This window comes from Deinococcus hopiensis KR-140 (assembly GCF_900176165.1).
Taxonomy (GTDB): Bacteria; Deinococcota; Deinococci; order Deinococcales; family Deinococcaceae; genus Deinococcus; species Deinococcus hopiensis.
This window is the reverse complement of sequence record NZ_FWWU01000008.1, coordinates 154,319-169,241: the sequence shown is the minus strand read 5'-3', so window position 1 is coordinate 169,241 and position 14,923 is coordinate 154,319. Positions and strand designations below refer to the sequence as shown.

Genomic DNA, 14,923 nt, shown 5'->3' with positions numbered 1-14,923 from the left:
CTGAGCTGCTCGGTGTAGATTCCTCATGGCGCACGGATAACCTCCGTCAAAACGCTTCCCCCTCCCTGCGCTGGCCTGAAGCTGGCGGCGGGGAGGGGGGCCTTTTACGGAAGGGAGAACTGCTGGACCGGGGACAGAGGGGTCTGGCTCAATTGATCTTCACCACAAAATCCAGTTGCAGGGTCTGGTTGGGTCCCAGTGCGTCCGGAACATTGTTGTGATCCGTGTCGACCGCCACCAGGTAAGTCGTTCCAGAAGCTGCAGAGGGATTGACACTCGCCCCATTGGGCACCGCCGTCCAAGTTGTCCCATTGTCAACGCTGAAAATCGTATCGGTGAGTGCGACGAGGACATTATTTTTGGTCAAGGTGTAGGACTGCAAGGTGGTGTTCGCGGGCACGGTGTCCTTGAGATAGAACTTTGTCACGCTGGTGTTGTAAACATTCTTCGCCACGATCCGGTAGCTGACGTTGCTCCCAGGTAGAGACGTGGTCTGACTCAATGTGTAGTTTGCTGGATTGGTGAGCCCCGTGTTGGACTCGGTCTCGCTGTTCGCCGTTACGCCCGCCTTCGCGGTGAACTTGGCCACCAACACACCCTTATTGCTGGGGGTGGGGCTAAACGTCAGGGTCACATTCACCGTATCGTTGCTGTCCTGTGCGGTAATCGTGCTGGCGCCCGTCAGGGTCTGTGTAAACACCGGCGTCTGGCCCTTGATGGCGTTGCTGGGCACCGCTACGGTTGCAATCACACACCCGGTAGTGTTGGCGGCAAGCGTCAAGGGCAGGGTTTCACTTGCGTCCGTGGTGCCATTGCAATTCGTGTCCGCAGCGTACGTGACGGGCACGTTTTGCGTGGTGATGTTACCGTTGGTGTCCACGACTTGGAAGGCCACCTGAGTACTCGTGAACGAGTACGTATCGCTGGATCCGCCAGTGTTCTTGACCTGCATCGACAGGGTGGTCGTTGCTCCAGGTGCGCCGCTGGGATTGGGGTTCAGTGTGGCATCCGGCCCTGTGTTGGTCTTGTCACCGAACAGGACCTTGGGCACGAGGATCATGTGGAAGGTGGTGTCCTCCAGAACACCGTTTGGAGCGCTTAAGGCATCGATTCCGACCGTAAACCCAACTTGAGTCGTCCCAGTGGCGTATGAGAAGGTCACCCGATAGTTGGCCGTACCGCCAGCAGGCACATTCTTGATCGTGGGTGTGCCGCCGCTGTCAGTGACGTACGTGATGCCGTTCTCTACGGTTGGCGTGCTGGTGATGGAAGCGCCGCTCGGTGTCGTGACTACCACACCGGAAGGACGGTCCAGAAGGGCATAGCTGTCGGTGAGCGTTCCCGTGTTCTTGATGGTGTCGATGAAGGTGACGGACGTGGTCCCAGCCTGGACTGTAGCCGTCTGTTGGTCACCCTGCCTCGAGATGCTGGTGGTAGGAGTACTGGGATCAGCGTACGTACCCGTACCGTCTCCTGCTGGGTAGCCGTTCGGGCCGAGTTGTGCACCGGGAACGTAGATCCGAGCTGTGGTCGGCTGCAAGTCCATGTTGGTGGCCGCCGTACCAGGCGTGTTCTGGTTGGAAGGCTCACTGTAGGGCGCAAATCCGATCCCATTGATGACCATGGTCGGGGCATAGCCCATTGGGCTTGCGTAGTACTGGTTGTTGGCAGATGCGATGGAGGGCACCGTCATGGCCTGAACGATGTCCTTGTACCCACCGTTGGTCAGGGTGACGGACGTAATTGGGCTGTTCAGATCGTCGGGAGCCCCGTTCTGGTCCGCGTCCAAGTAGTACTTGACGGAAGGACCGCCGAGATTGCCATAAGCACTGATGTTGATGACGTAGTTGTCGATGTTGCTGTTGTTGACGACTCGGTAACTGCTGTAAACAGTTGCGCCGGGCAAAATGTTGGTCTTGCTGTAATTTGCTGGTGCGTTTGTGGAAGCGACGTCGTCTGTACTGCCATCGCTGTAGATAATGTCAAAGCCAGTGATGGCGTTGACCTTCGTGACGACCGTGTTGGAGGTGGAGGTTAGGGCCGTGGCGCCACCTGCCGGGTCATCAAAGACAGCATCGGCAATGTTGGTGATGCTGGTGCCAGCATTCGTTCCCGCGCTGTTTCCCGTGGCGAGAGGGGCGGCGGCGGCACTGCCTAAAGCGAGAGCGGCCATCAAGGCGATGGCTTGAGAATAGGGCATGGATAAACTCCTGGAGGAAGAAAAAAAATGCGCGAACACATCGGGAAAGCTCACCCGACGTCTTCCTCCAGATTAGTGAGGGAAAAATTACACTTTACTAACAGTTAGATAAACTTCTAACATCTTCTTAAGGTTGAAGGTATGGAGAATCTGTCCTCTACAAGGGCGGAATTGACAAGTTTCTGATTTCGCTGTCCTTTATTTTCTTAAGCTTCGATATAGTGAAGCAACATTTTAGTGGGGGGTGAGAATGAGTTCCTTTTCACCAAAGGCCCCCCTTCCTCCCCTTGCCTGAAGCAAGGGGAGGAAGGGGGGCGAGCGCCCTTGGCGCTCCGAAAAGCTGTAGCTGTAGCCATCTCCTTACCAAGGTCGCCTGCGCAGGTGAGGATCAGCTTCCTATCTCCTCTCCAGAGCCGCGTTCCCCTGGAGCGGCAGCTGTACCACGCCCAGCGCGTGAGCGGTGAGTGGGCCACCATGAGCCGCGAGGAGGGCAGCTGTCAGTGGCGGCAGCTGCGTGGTGGCGGAGACGACGGGTACGGGCGCGGAAGCTGGCGTGAAATGCACGCCTGGCTGGCGAAGTAAGGGTGACTGCTCCAGATTGACAGGGCGTCCGGCGGCTTCCCACATGGCGGCGCGCGCAAGGTCCTGGTCGTTCAGGCCCCACCCCCGTCAGACCCCCCTGGCGTGCGGGCGTTTGTCCCGCCCCCCCTCGGGGCACAATGGGTGGCGCAATGACGACGGACTCTCGCTCCCCCTCGGGCAGAAAACGGCCTCCCGGCGTGCTCCCACGGGTCCTGCTGCAAGAAGGATCAGTCCTGATCTCCTTCCGGCAAGACGCGGCGGAACGGCAACGCCTGGACGCCATCGTCGCCCTTGGTGGTGGGACACTGACGGGCCACGTCCGGCGAGCGATTGACAGCTATCTGGAGCGAGACGTCTACAGCCCTGACCCTCGGACGTACCTCGCGGATCGGCATCAGAAACTGGAGGGCCTGGTCAAGACGGCCTTCCGGCAGGAAAAGACCCAGCGCGAGCGGTTCGTGGCGATGGTGGAGCGGGTGGGCGGGCATCAGTCCCTGCATTTCCGGTGGGCGCTGTACGAGTACCTGGAGCCGCAGGCGGCGAGGATCGACGCTTATCTGGAAGCGCAGGAGCAGCAGGGCGCACACGCTTCCTAACGCCACCAATGGCCCAGTTTCTTGCAATTGCTCTTGTTTTTCGCGTGCTGGACGTCGCAGGATGCAGGCATGACGAAAAAGAGCCCGAAAAACGCCGTCGCAGCCGCTCCTACTGCCAGCACGGGGGGCAAGATCGGCAAGGCTCAACTTGTGGAGACGGTGGCCGACAAGACCGGCCTGACCAAGAAGCAGAGTGAGCAGGCTGTCAGCGCGATGCTGGACCGGGTGCTCACGGCCCTGCAGGGGGGGCAGAACGTGACGCTCCCCGGACTGGGGACCTTCAGCGTGAAGGCCACCGGCGTGCGCCCTGGCACCTCCGAGAAGATCCAGATCCCCGCCGGCAGGAAGGTCAGTTACAAGGTCGCCAGCAGCCTGAAGGAAAGCGTCAACGGCTGAGCCGCAATAGACGAGGGGAGGCCCAGGCAGCACGCCCTGGGCCTCCTGTTCTTCAGAACGTCCTCGGGGTTCAGGGTGGAATTAAGCAGCGTGTTTCAGCGTATCCACTGAGTTCTTACTGGCCGTGCGTTGCTCGACCCGCTTCCAGCACCTTCGTCCACCAGGTGAGGTCGTCGAGCATCGCCTCGACACTGGAATTCAGATAGGTCATACCCTCCAGCTGCTGCTCTCCTTTCAATGCGGCGTAAAAGTCAGATCCAGCAATATGCACCGCGTGCCGCAGCGGAGCCATCTGCAACTCCACCAGGATGAGCCGCAGTTGCTCAATGGCGCGTGCTCCGCCGACACCGCCGTAGCCCACGAGAGCGGCCGGTTTGCGCCGCCACTCCGGATAGGCATAGTCAAGCGCGTTCTTCAGCACGGCGGTCGGCGCATGGTTGTACTCGGCGACCAGGAAGATGAAGCCGTCATAGCCCGCGAGCGTCTCTTGCCAACGAACACCCTCAGCGTTCTGCGTAGGAGCGTAGGCATTGGAGGCGCGTTCGTTGAAGAACGGCAGATCGAAGTCGCGCAGGTCGAGCGTTTCGAACTGGAGATCCTGACGCTCGGCCAGGAAGGGTGCCAGCCAGGTGATGACCTGATCCGCGAAACGTGTTGGCCGGGTGCTGCCGATGATCACGCCGATACGGGGCATCAGCCCTGCGCCTCGCGCGACACAGTCTCCCAGTCCTTCCAGGTCTGGACCCGCTTGGCGTAGAGGCCCTGGGCGATGTCGAAGGCCTGCCCACCGAACATGATCCGCAACGGGGGGGTTTCACTGTCCACGACCTTCAGGAGGGCCTGGGCGGCCGCTTTTGGATCGCCTGTCTGAGACTGTCCTCTGTTTTGAGCCATCGCCTGCCGGAACCCGTCGTACTGTGGGTTTGACGCTGAATGGCTGGCCGAGTCGCCGCCCCAGTCCGTTCCGTAGGAGCCGGGTTCCACCAGGGTCACCTTGATGCCCTGCCCCGCGACTTCCTGCGCCAGCGCTTCGCTCATCCCTTCCAGCGCCCACTTTGAGGCGTGGTAGATGCCCAGGCTCGGGAAGGCGGCCACACCCCCGATGCTGGAAATCTGAATGATGTGTCCGTGGCCCTGCTCACGCATGATCGGCACCGCTGCCTGCGTGACCCACATCGCGCCGAACAGGTTGGTCTCCATCTGGGCACGCGCCTCCTCTTCGGTGATCTCCTCGAAGAAGCCGAAATGCCCGTACCCGGCGTTGTTCACCACCACGTCCAACTGGCCGAAGTGGACCTTGGCCTGCTGGACGGCGGCCATGTCCGCGGCACGGTCCGTCACGTCCAGCTGGATTGGCAGGAAGGCGTCACCGTAGGCCTTCAGGCCTTCCACCGTCTCCAGACGCCGCGCCGTTCCGGCAACCTTATCGCCGCGTTCCAGCGCGGCACGGGCGAACTCTTCTCCAAACCCACGGGACACTCCTGTAATGAACCAGACTTTTGACATGATGGACCAACCTTTCCCCGAACGGGGCCATGAGAGACGATGACCCGTGTCCAAAGACAAGGCCGCAAAAGACGGAATGTTTTAATAGAAAAGGGTGATCAGGAAGACAGCAAGCCCTGGCCAGCCCAGTGGAAGGCGCTGCGGATCAGGTCGTGGAAGACCTTGAAGTCCTGAGTCGCGTTCCACCGGCCGAAGGCGGTTCCCATTGCAACAAAGGCGACGCCCAACAGAAACTCGGCTTCGTCGGGATTCTTGCCCTGGTCGGTCAGTCGGGACTGCAGCCAGGTGGAAAGAAAGGTGTGCAAGCGCACGCTGACGCCTTGCTTGGCTTGGTCCAGGGTCGGTGCCTCATTCTGCAATTGCTTTTGCAGCCTGAGTTTGGCTTCGTACCCGCCGGTGTAATCGAGAAAGAAGGCTTCGAGGGAGGCCCAGGGGTGTTCGTCGGCGGGACGGCCGGCCATGAAGTGTTCCCAGTGGATCTGTTCTTCAGGGTCAGCGTCGAACAGCATGGCTTCCTTCGACCGGAAGTAGTTGAACAGGGTGGCGCGAGAGACATCTGCCGCTTCGGCGATGTCGTCGAGGCTGACGTTGCTGTATCCACGTTCGGTGATGAGGCGCAGCGCGGTCTGGCGGATGGCCCGCCAGGTATCGAGCTTCTTGCGTTCTCGTCGTCCGATGGGTCCTGTCTCGTCCACACGCTGATCCTACCCCAAAAACTAGACGAGTACAAGTATGGAAGAATCTAAATTTGTGAGACTGCCAGAACGCATTAGAAATTCAGGTCGCTCAACGGGTGAACTCGCATCGTGGGTTCACGCCAGCGAGGGCGTATGACTCCGGCCGGTTGTGGCAAGTTGTTGGGGTAGGGTGACGCGGTGTTGAGCGGTCAGAAGCTCCCCGGCGACCGGTTCCCCCTCGCGGTCATCGGCTACGCCGTATGGCTCTACCACCGATTTCCCCTGAGCGACCGCGATGTCGAAGAACTTCTGCTGGAGCGGGGTATCTGCGTGACGCGTGAATCCATCCGCACGTGGTGCATCAACTTCAGCCATCTCTTCGCCCAGGGCCTCCGTCACCGGGAACCACGTCGTGGTTCCCAGTGGCACCTTGATGAAATGTGCGTGGACGTCGGCGGTGTCAAACACTGGCTGTGGCGGGCGGTCGACGAACACGGAGCCGTGTTGGACGTCTTGTTGCAGCAACACCGAGACACGGAAGCCGCCAAATCGTTCTTCTCCCGGCTGCTGAGTGAGTACGACGTGCCGGAGATCATTCACACCGACAAGCTCTGGAGCTCTGGTGCGGCCCTGCGTGAACTCCCCGTGCTCCACGCTGTGGAGCACGTCCAGGTGATCTCCTCTGCCCGTTGCAACAATCTGATCGAGCAATCCCACCGCCCCACACGACGGCAGGAACGTCAGCAGTGGGGGTTCAGGTCACGACAACGAGCGCAGGGCTTCCTCGACCTGCACACCCGAGTCTCGAACCTTCACCATTCCGCTCGCTCCGCCATCCCTGCTTCCCAGCGCCGTTCTCACAAAGAAGAGGCCTTCAAGACGTGGCAGCAGGTCGTGCAACAGGCGGCCTGAACTTCAGGCCGCCTGCGTGCTCGGCTCCCCTCTGCTTCTTTGAGGTCGACAACTTGCCACAACCACTCTCAACGAAACCTCACCTTCGGACTTCTCAGCCTAGCCTGACACGCTCTATCGGAAATTCGCGTTGCTAGAAGAGTTTGAAGATCTACCCTCTCTTGGGCTTCGACTCTTTCTCCAGCATAGGCGAGGGTGTCGGTTGACCAATGATAACCTTCGCCACTTCTGCTCCTACCGAGCTAGCCACTTCTCCCACCGAAGCGGGTTCGTTCCTACGCCGTTCCATAAGTCGTCGCTGAACTTCAGCGGTGCGGCGCTCTTCAGGCGTCGGACCAGGATAACTTGGCTGACCGATCAAAGCCAAGAAAATTTCTCGAACAACTGCTCTAAGCGCACCCAGAAATGACTTCATAGTTGAACTTATCAGGATTATTTTGCTCCTGAATGAAGGAGATTTTACCCGTATAAAACTCCTACTTTTTCTCTTCTCTAAGGACAATTAGAGAAGAGAATCCACCAGGAATTCCGGTGTCCCAAAGGCCACTCGCCCCACCATTGCTGAAGCTCATGATAGTAAGGTGTGTAGACCACATTCAATTGAATTGAATGTAATCAATATTATTGAAACAGGCGAGACTCACCTGTCAGGAGCAGTCATGATCACCCTGACCTTCGGTCCAAACACCCTCATCCTCGACGTTATGGGACTCGACCGGCTCTGGAGTCTGAAAAGTCATCTCGAACTTCCTCTCTCCCACATCCAACAAGTCAGGGTAGAAGAACAGGCGGCCATCCCCTGGAAGGAGGGCCTCCGCGCACCGGGAACCCACCTTCCCGGCGTTCTCGCCGCAGGAACGTTCTATACGCATGGGCGGAAAGTCTTTGCCGACATTCGGGAAGGGCAGCCAGCTCTCGTGCTTGAACTCCATCACGAGAGTTACGACCAACTCATCTTTCAGACGGACGATCTTCAAGCAGATCTCTTACGCATTCGCGAGGCTCTCCCTTCCTGATTGGCCAGTACAGGTCCCAGCGAGCGCCTGCAAGAGGAAAGGGGCGAACGCATGAAGTTTCAGCGCATTCTGACCACCCACGAAGAGCTGCGGATATTCGCCGACCCCGTGCGCCTCATGCTCTTCCGGCTGTTGATTTCTCGAGAAGCGACCCTTACCCAACTCGCACGGGCCCTGGGTCTTAAGCCCAATCTCGTTCACTATCACCTCAAAAAACTGCTCGCAATCGAGCTGGTGCAGACGGTCCGGCATGACGACGAAGGCAAGTATTACCGCGCTACCTTCCTCAACGTGGGTGTGGCTCCGGACCTCCGCTTTAGTGATGAGGCCGACCCTTCTGCCCTTGCACCCGAACAACCCCCTGCGATCGATCCTGATGCGATCAACGATCGTAACCAAGCACATCACGGTCTCCTGAACCTGACCGACGAGCAGCAACGCACCTTGTTGAGCGAAATCAACGCGCTGTTGGAACGCTACCAAAACTCGCAAACGTCCCAAGGAATTCCACGTGCCGTCACTATCGCCCTCGTTGCCCTTCCAGGCACGAGGACTCCGACGGATATAGCCGAGGGAACACCATGACTTTGACGCTGAAACGCCCCCGTCTACTTCCTGCGATCACGCGCCTCGTCAGCCTTGGGCTCATTGGTGTGGTCAGCAGTTATCCCTTGATTCACAAGTTCGTGGAAAAAGCCCTGCAGAACCCAGATGCTGCTTCCAAAGTCCCACAAGGCGTGTCCACGGAGACCCTCACTGCCCTGGCGCTGATCAATCCTGCACTTCTGACGCTCGGCAGCACCGCATTGGGAGCTGTCCTTGCGCCCAAAGTAGGCCTGCATTCGGTGCTCAGTGGTCAATCAGGAGCACGCTTTACCCGGCGGGATGCAGGAGCAGGACTCCTGACGGGCGTCACGACGGCCGTCCTCTTGGCCGGGCTCGATCTCCTCACGCGTCCACTCCTTGGGGAGGCCGGTGCAAAGTTGAGTCTGGATGCACCGCGTTCACTGACCGACACTCTGGGAGGCATGTTGTATGGGGGAATCACCGAGGAGCTGCTGCTGCGGTGGGGCGTGATGACCCTCCTCACCTGGTTGGGGTGGCGGTTCCTCCAGCGGGATGGGCAACCACCCAGGGCAGCCGTCATGTGGGGAGCCATCACGGTTGCAGCAGTCCTGTTCGGCGTCGGGCATCTTGGGGCAGTAGCCACACTTGTGGACCTGACTCCGGCCGTCGTCTCTCGGACCGTCCTCCTGAACATGATCGGCGGGATGGCGTTCGGTTACCTGTATTGGCGACGGAATCTCGAAACAGCCATGCTGGCCCACACGTGCTGGCATGTGACCGTGACCTTGATCAGCTTGATGAAGTAAGGAAGTCTTTCCAATTCTTAACTTTGTACGAGTGTGAAAGGCTAGTGCAGCGTTCAATGAATACGAATGGCTTCGTAGTGAGATCGGAGGGTGCGGCGGGCGACTTGGGTTGAGAACTGCCAATTGAGTGTGACGCCAGCGCGTGAACGCGCTGCCACCCAAGCCTCGACTTCGGAGCGAAGGCGTTCCAGCGAGGAAATACGCCGATTCAAGCACTGCCTTTGAAGGGCACGAAATTCCAACTCCGCCATATTCAGCCAAGAGGCGTGTTTGGGCGTGTAGATCCACTCGAATCGGCCCACCAACTGGTGGGCCTGCTGTGGGTTCATCCACTTGTAGAAACTGCCGCCATGATGGGTGTGAGGTTGTCCTGGACCAGGGTGATCTGTACGGCTGCCGGGTAGGCGCGTTCCAGGTCCTGCATGAATGCGGTGTACTCCTCGGCGGTTCGTCGGGCACAGACCTTCACGAACCGCCGACCCGTGCAGGGCTCGACCGCGAGCAGCAACGCACAAGTGCCGAATCGCTGGTATTCATCATCTTCTTTGGCGACGCGCCCCGGTTCCATGGGAACCGGGGCCAGGACATCACCAATGAGGAAGCAGGGCTGCTCATCGAAACACAGCACAGGGAAACGGTCATCGTAAGGCCGGGTGTAGACGTCGAGGACACGCGCCATCTCGCAGAGGAACTTGGCGGTCAGTTGCGCGATGCACCACTGCCTTTTGCGGTGCGGCTGGACCGCGTTTTTTTCAGGATGTACACCGTCGAAGGTGCGATACCGTCAACCACGCCCTGTTCAACGGCTTTTTCAGCGAGCAAACGGATACTCCATTGCGCATGCCCTTCGGGTACCTCACTGCAGGCGAGCGCCGTGATGGCTGCTCGGTCCTTGCCATCGAATTTCGCGGGTCGGCCGGTGTGGGTGCGTCGAAGAGCGCATCATCCAGACGACCCAAGACAAAGCGCTTTCGAGTCGCCTGAACCATCTGCACGCTTATTCCAAGCGCACCACGGATGTCCGCGTCCGACATCTGCCGATGGGCCATCAGCAGAATCCGGGCGCGGGTCATGACCCGCGCCTTACTGCTGCCTTTGCTCGTGATGCCTTTCAGGCTCTGTTCCTGCTCAGCACTCAACTGCACCGGGTACCGGAGAGGTCGGCTTATACCCAACTATGACAAATTGAAAAACGCTGTACTCGTGCGCGCCGCTAAGGTCGGGAGCTGCGCGTGCATCTGCCTTCTCTCCCCCACGCCCAGGCGCCTCCATTTAGGCAGCCACTGAGAGAGTAGTGAACTCTGCTTCAACTGACTTAGAACAAAGAAAAAGGCGACCCGCAGGTTGCCTCTAACGCAGAAGCCTGTTTGCTCTCGTCTTTCCTGGAAGAGGTACAGGAGACGTGTCGTAGGTTGTCGTCGTCACCACGGAAACAGCTGTGCCGTCATCGTTAGTACCACAGTTGCAGTTGCTCCAGGAACCTGTTGTTCAAGGGCTTTCTGTCACCAGTCACCTCCCGAGAATTCCCGTGTTTTAGAGACGGAATCGCCAACTGCAACTGTAGTATTAGAGGGCGTTTTGGAAATGGATTAGTTCTCATGGTGCCTCATTACCTTGAGGCATGCCCTTTGGAACCTACGACTCCGACGTAACGGATGCCGAATGGGAACTCCTTGAAGAGGTCTGGCCCTCTCGTCCAAAGCGAGGCGCACCTCCCATATGGCACCCTCGGCTTATTCTGGATGCAATCTTATACGTTCTACGAGGAGGGATTGCCTGGAGAGCCCTTCCGCATGACTTCCCGCCTTGGGAAACCGTGTATTACCACTTTCGTACGATGCGTCTGACAGGCGTCTGGGAACGGACCAATGACCAACTCAGACGCATATACCGCGAACATATTGGACGAACTGCTGAGGTGCATGCTGCGATCATTGACAGCCAGAGCAGCAAAACCACGGAAAACGGCGGTGTCAGAGGATTCGACGGCAATAAAAAGATCAAGGGTCGGAAACGCCATATCCTGGTGGATACGCTTGGACTCCTGTTGAAAGTCGTCGTCCACCCTGCCGATCTTGCAGATCGGCAGGGTGGACGTTTATTGGTAGAGGCGGTGAAAGGTCAATTCCCTGGTTTGAAGAAGATCTGGTCAGATCAGGGATACACTGGTGAGTTTAAGCGTTGGGCCAGTCAGGAGCTACAAGTGGATTTTGAAGTCGTGTATCCCTGGTGGCGACAGTTGAAGCGCTATGCTCCCGACATCCTCGAGGCACAGGGGATTGACCCGAAGGCCTTCCATGTTCTTCCGAGACGTTGGGTTGTCGAACGATCATTTGCATGCATGGGCCGGAACCGCCGTTTATCAAAAGACTTTGAGGTATTACCCGAAACGACAGAAACCTGGTGCTATCTCGCCATGAGTCGCTTGGTTCTCCATCGTCTCGCACAGCGGTGATGTCCACTTCCGCCACTTCAATGAATTCCAAAACGCCCTCTACTGCTTCGTCAACGTGAACGACCCGCCTGAGGTGTTGCTTGGCGCGAACCCCCACGTCCCTGTGAGGAGATTGGATGGGTTGAGGACAGCATTGACCATCACGTCGCTTCCCTCAACGTAATGGTAGGTCGCCTTAAAGTTCTGTCCGGTCAACGTCCACGTCCCGGTCGCAACGTCAGCGGAACCGACCGGTCCGTCGTACACCTTCAAGGTACCGTCCGTGTTGATGATCATGCCGTAAGGACTGGATCCGCTGCCTGGCGGCGTGCTGTAAGTTCCACTCCAGGTACCGACGACTGTAGGCACTGGTGCGGGTTGCCCGCAGGAGACCACCAGAGCAGGCAGTAAGAAGCTTAAGCCGATGAATCCCCTTACGTTCAACTTTTGTTTCATACAAAAATCCTCCATTACGCGACGTGAGTGTTACGAGAGCCAGTGCGCCGCACATACCCATCTGGCGGCCACCCTCAAACCACCGTGCAATGACCTCACCAACTTCCTGGTGGGAGCATGCGGTGTTGACTTGAACAAGCGCCAGGGGATCACCCTGAGAAATTGAGTTTAGGGTCGGGTTCCAGTGGGGTCCTGGGAAGGGGCGCCCGTGAGGGTGCAAGCGACTTTCATTTTGCCGACGTAGCAGAACTCGGGTGCGGGGAAGCGGGCGGTTGCTGTTTGGGTGGGGTCCTGGGAAGGAGCGTCCGTAAAGGTACAAGCGACCTTCATTTTGCCGACGTAGCAGAACTCGGGTGGAGTGAAGCGGGCAGCTGCTTCGCGTACCTTCTGAATGCTTGGCAGGAGCAACGGAGCCGCGCTGGGTTGGTTCTGGGCGATCGGCGTCGGGGCAGTGGTGCTGGGTGTGGTGGTTGCGGAAGCGGAGAAGGAGAGGGCGACACTGGCGGCGAGGGTAGCGATCAGCATTTTGGTGTTCATGGTGTTCTCCTGGGGTGGTCCGTGTGGGGAGGCTTTCGTTCCGCTTGGGCCGGTGCCCTTTGCTTGAGAGAACAGTAGAAAAGCACCGGTGAACGACCGATGAACGAGGGTGAATCTGCAGCTGCTGAACATCCATGGGCCAGCCACTCAGACGGTCGTCTTCTCTTCCCTGACTGGGCTGAGGAGAGGCCATCATCACGCTGAACATCCTCTCGATTTCTGGCGCTGCACCCGTCACCGGTGTTCCGTCAAGGCCCACGCCCTACGAAAGTCCGGCGGAGGAGCGCCTGGCCTGGCACCTGAGCAAATTGATCGCCCCTGGAGGCCGAGGTGGACGTCCTCCTCCCCGTCTGCGAAACCGCCCAGCTCCAGGCTACCGGTCGGGCCAGCCTCCAGCGAGCAGGCGGACGGGCTTCATCAGGTCCCAGCCGATCGCGTTGATCTGGATTTGGACCGGCGCGCCGGGCAGCAGCTTGAGCGCGTGCTGCAGGACATCCCAGAGCAGGCCTTCAAGAGGGGGGCAATCGGCGAGGGCAACGGGCTGGGCGGTGTTCACTTCGTTCATGGCTGCAGGTTTGCTCTATTGCGCGCCCGGCTGGTGTGTTGATTCTGTACGGGAAGCGTATCTGAGGCGTTGTGAAATTCAGTTCCCCAGTAAAAAGAGGACGGCGGACTGCCGTTAAAGCTTGCTTGCCCCTTGACCTTCCAGCAGCAGGAACGCTTAGCGTGCAGGGGCATGCAAGGACGACTGATCATCTCCCGTTTTGCCCTCCTCACTGGCCTTCCGCCGAAGACACTGAGGTACTACGACGAGATTGGTCTTCTCCATCCCCGATGGGTGGAGGAGAACACCGGGTACCGGTATTACAGCGCCGCTCAGATCAGTCTGGGCGTTCGCATCCGGCAATGGCGGCAGATGGACCTGCCCCTGGAGGACATTCGTCAAATGCTTCAGTCGCCCGCACATGCAAATGACGTATTGAGGCAACACGAGCAACGCCTCCGGCATGAGATTGCTGCCCGCGAGCGTGCTCTGCTCCACCTCCGCACGTCACTCCAGGAGAACACTATGGAATACCGCCTTGAACACCTCCCGACCCTTCAGACGCTGAGCATCCGCACCCTGCTTCACCCACCGCACTATGAGGTCATTCCAGAAGCACTTCAGGAGTTGATGGCCTACAAGAAGAGCCAGAGCTACGAACTCGCTGCCCCCAGCTTTTTCGTGCACCACAATGAAGCTGAAGGCGAGCAGGGCGTGGTGGAGATCTGCCTTCCCGTGACAGGCGGAGTTGAGCCTCAGGGCCGAATCGAGGTGCGTACCTTTGAGGGCCGTCCTGCGTTCATCGGGCGCTTTGTGGGACCGTATGACAAAACGGGGGAAGCGTACACCGCTGTGGTGGAGGAGGCCCTGCGACGGGGACTGAACATCACGGGGAGTACCGCCGAGATCTATGTGAAGAGCGTTCCAGATATACCCGATTCCAATGCCTATGAGACGGACATCGCCTTCTTCCTTCAAGCCGAGTAACGATTCGGCCAGCCAAACCGTTATGCAGGAGCCACCTGAAGGGTAAGCGGATGGGCCCCGCGCCTTAGCCTCAGCTGACCTCCACCGATACGCCATGCAGGTCCTGGGGCTGTCCACTCGTCCAGGCAGCACAGATGCTGGGTATCAGGGCTTGTGGAGAAGCCACAGGCACGCCATCACCCCTCATAAGGCGACGCTTGCGCCCGCCTCTGTGGGCTGAGCAGCGCCAGGACAACCATGTCCTGGCACATACCCGGCAGGGGACCCTGCATATGATCCGGCGCATGAAGATCTTCCGCGTGTTGAAGGGCGTGTACCGACATCGGTGGCGTCGCTTTGCCCTCCGGGTTCAGCTCATCGCGGCGCTGTGCAACCTGATACGAGCCTGCCAATCATGACTTTCGCAAGAGGTCTACCAAATGCGACGTACTTGGCTACGGGCTCATCTCACAGCCCTAATATAATTTTCCCGGAACCACTCACCAATGCCTCTCGGCACCCGCTTCACGCCCCACCAAAACGTCAGTTCAGCGGGTAGCAGCATCGCGAGCGCCCACAGGTTCCAGGCCCCGCTCGCCGTCGTCAGGCCATACAGGCCGAGCAACAGGACCATCAGACCCATCGTCGCGGCCACCTCAGGCAAAGTGCGTCTGCAGTACACGCGCACAAGGCGTACGAGGCGGGAAGGCTTCGGACGAGCGCCCGCC

Annotated in this window: 16 protein-coding genes and 3 pseudogenes; 9 read left to right on the top strand and 10 right to left on the bottom strand. The window is 58.9% G+C overall.

The features are described from left to right. Positions 1–148: 148 nt before the first annotated feature. Positions 149–2,254: a hypothetical protein gene (locus B9A95_RS11325; protein WP_139806698.1), complete on the bottom strand. Its 2,106-nt coding sequence runs from the start codon at positions 2,252–2,254 to the stop codon at positions 149–151. Positions 2,255–2,581: 327 nt separating this feature from the next. Between B9A95_RS11325 and B9A95_RS11320 the strand changes: the two genes are divergently transcribed. The 3 genes from B9A95_RS11320 (at position 2,582) to B9A95_RS11310 (ending at position 3,774) form a co-directional block, all read left to right on the top strand. Then, positions 2,582–2,782: a hypothetical protein gene (locus B9A95_RS11320; protein WP_084047390.1), complete on the top strand. Its 201-nt coding sequence runs from the start codon at positions 2,582–2,584 to the stop codon at positions 2,780–2,782. Between the two features lie 197 nt (positions 2,783–2,979). Further along, a complete protein-coding gene (locus tag B9A95_RS11315; protein WP_084047389.1) occupies positions 2,980–3,378 on the top strand; it encodes a hypothetical protein in 399 nt (132 codons plus the stop codon). A gap of 69 nt (positions 3,379–3,447) precedes the next feature. Further along, positions 3,448–3,774 (top strand): HU family DNA-binding protein, encoded by a 327-nt coding sequence (locus tag B9A95_RS11310; RefSeq protein ID WP_084047388.1) that lies wholly within the window; start codon positions 3,448–3,450, stop codon positions 3,772–3,774. A 115-nt stretch (positions 3,775–3,889) separates the two neighbouring features. Here the strand turns inward: B9A95_RS11310 and B9A95_RS11305 are convergent, their stop codons facing one another. From B9A95_RS11305 to B9A95_RS11295, 3 genes are all read right to left on the bottom strand, one after another. Beyond that, positions 3,890–4,468 carry an NADPH-dependent FMN reductase gene (locus tag B9A95_RS11305; protein WP_084047387.1) on the bottom strand — a complete coding sequence of 193 codons (579 nt, stop codon included), beginning with the start codon at positions 4,466–4,468 and terminating at the stop codon, positions 3,890–3,892. After that, positions 4,468–5,280 (bottom strand): SDR family oxidoreductase, encoded by an 813-nt coding sequence (locus B9A95_RS11300; protein WP_084047386.1) that lies wholly within the window; start codon positions 5,278–5,280, stop codon positions 4,468–4,470. The genes B9A95_RS11305 and B9A95_RS11300 overlap by 1 nt, the downstream gene beginning before the upstream one ends. A 98-nt stretch (positions 5,281–5,378) precedes the next feature. Further along, a complete protein-coding gene (locus tag B9A95_RS11295; protein WP_084047385.1) occupies positions 5,379–5,975 on the bottom strand; it encodes a TetR/AcrR family transcriptional regulator in 597 nt (198 codons plus the stop codon). A 183-nt stretch (positions 5,976–6,158) separates the two neighbouring features. Between B9A95_RS11295 and B9A95_RS11290 the strand changes: the two genes are divergently transcribed. The 4 genes from B9A95_RS11290 to B9A95_RS11275 all read left to right on the top strand — a co-directional run bounded on the left by B9A95_RS11290 (position 6,159) and on the right by B9A95_RS11275 (position 9,258). Then, complete coding sequence (locus tag B9A95_RS11290) at positions 6,159–6,869, top strand: IS6 family transposase (RefSeq protein ID WP_084047737.1); 711 nt, start codon at positions 6,159–6,161, stop codon at positions 6,867–6,869. A 659-nt stretch (positions 6,870–7,528) separates the two neighbouring features. Then, entirely contained in the window at positions 7,529–7,885 is a 357-nt protein-coding gene (locus B9A95_RS32105) for a hypothetical protein (RefSeq protein WP_139806696.1), read from the top strand. Between the two features lie 51 nt (positions 7,886–7,936). Then, positions 7,937–8,470, top strand: a complete 534-nt coding sequence (locus B9A95_RS11280) for an ArsR family transcriptional regulator (RefSeq protein ID WP_084047383.1) — start codon at positions 7,937–7,939, stop codon at positions 8,468–8,470. Further along, positions 8,467–9,258: a CPBP family intramembrane glutamic endopeptidase gene (locus B9A95_RS11275; protein WP_084047382.1), complete on the top strand. Its 792-nt coding sequence runs from the start codon at positions 8,467–8,469 to the stop codon at positions 9,256–9,258. The genes B9A95_RS11280 and B9A95_RS11275 overlap by 4 nt, the downstream gene beginning before the upstream one ends. Before the next feature lie 53 nt (positions 9,259–9,311). On the opposite strand, the pseudogene B9A95_RS37080 reads toward B9A95_RS11275, so the two are convergent. The 3 pseudogenes from B9A95_RS37080 to B9A95_RS37075 all read right to left on the bottom strand — a co-directional run. After that, a pseudogene (locus B9A95_RS37080) lies at positions 9,312–9,937 on the bottom strand (IS630 family transposase). Positions 9,938–9,957: 20 nt separating this feature from the next. After that, positions 9,958–10,179: pseudogene (locus B9A95_RS35380) on the bottom strand (helix-turn-helix domain-containing protein); the annotation flags it as partial. Positions 10,180–10,211: 32 nt separating this feature from the next. Further along, a pseudogene (locus B9A95_RS37075) lies at positions 10,212–10,331 on the bottom strand (helix-turn-helix domain-containing protein); the annotation flags it as partial. A gap of 548 nt (positions 10,332–10,879) precedes the next feature. Here B9A95_RS37075 and B9A95_RS11255 point away from each other — a divergent pair. Further along, positions 10,880–11,713 (top strand): IS5 family transposase, encoded by an 834-nt coding sequence (locus tag B9A95_RS11255; RefSeq protein WP_084047378.1) that lies wholly within the window; start codon positions 10,880–10,882, stop codon positions 11,711–11,713. 39 nt (positions 11,714–11,752) lie between these two features. On the opposite strand, the gene B9A95_RS11250 is transcribed toward B9A95_RS11255, so the two are convergent. The 3 genes from B9A95_RS11250 to B9A95_RS11240 all read right to left on the bottom strand — a co-directional run bounded on the left by B9A95_RS11250 (position 11,753) and on the right by B9A95_RS11240 (position 13,250). After that, entirely contained in the window at positions 11,753–11,989 is a 237-nt protein-coding gene (locus tag B9A95_RS11250) for a hypothetical protein (protein ID WP_084047377.1), read from the bottom strand. A gap of 327 nt (positions 11,990–12,316) precedes the next feature. Next, positions 12,317–12,685, bottom strand: a complete 369-nt coding sequence (locus B9A95_RS11245) for a hypothetical protein (RefSeq protein WP_084047376.1) — start codon at positions 12,683–12,685, stop codon at positions 12,317–12,319. 373 nt (positions 12,686–13,058) lie between these two features. Beyond that, a complete protein-coding gene (locus B9A95_RS11240) occupies positions 13,059–13,250 on the bottom strand; it encodes a hypothetical protein (protein ID WP_084047375.1) in 192 nt (63 codons plus the stop codon). Between the two features lie 171 nt (positions 13,251–13,421). On the opposite strand from B9A95_RS11240, the gene B9A95_RS11235 reads away from it, so the two are divergent. Continuing rightward, complete coding sequence (locus B9A95_RS11235; protein WP_084047374.1) at positions 13,422–14,216, top strand: MerR family transcriptional regulator; 795 nt, start codon at positions 13,422–13,424, stop codon at positions 14,214–14,216. The last annotated feature ends 707 nt before the right edge of the window (positions 14,217–14,923 follow it).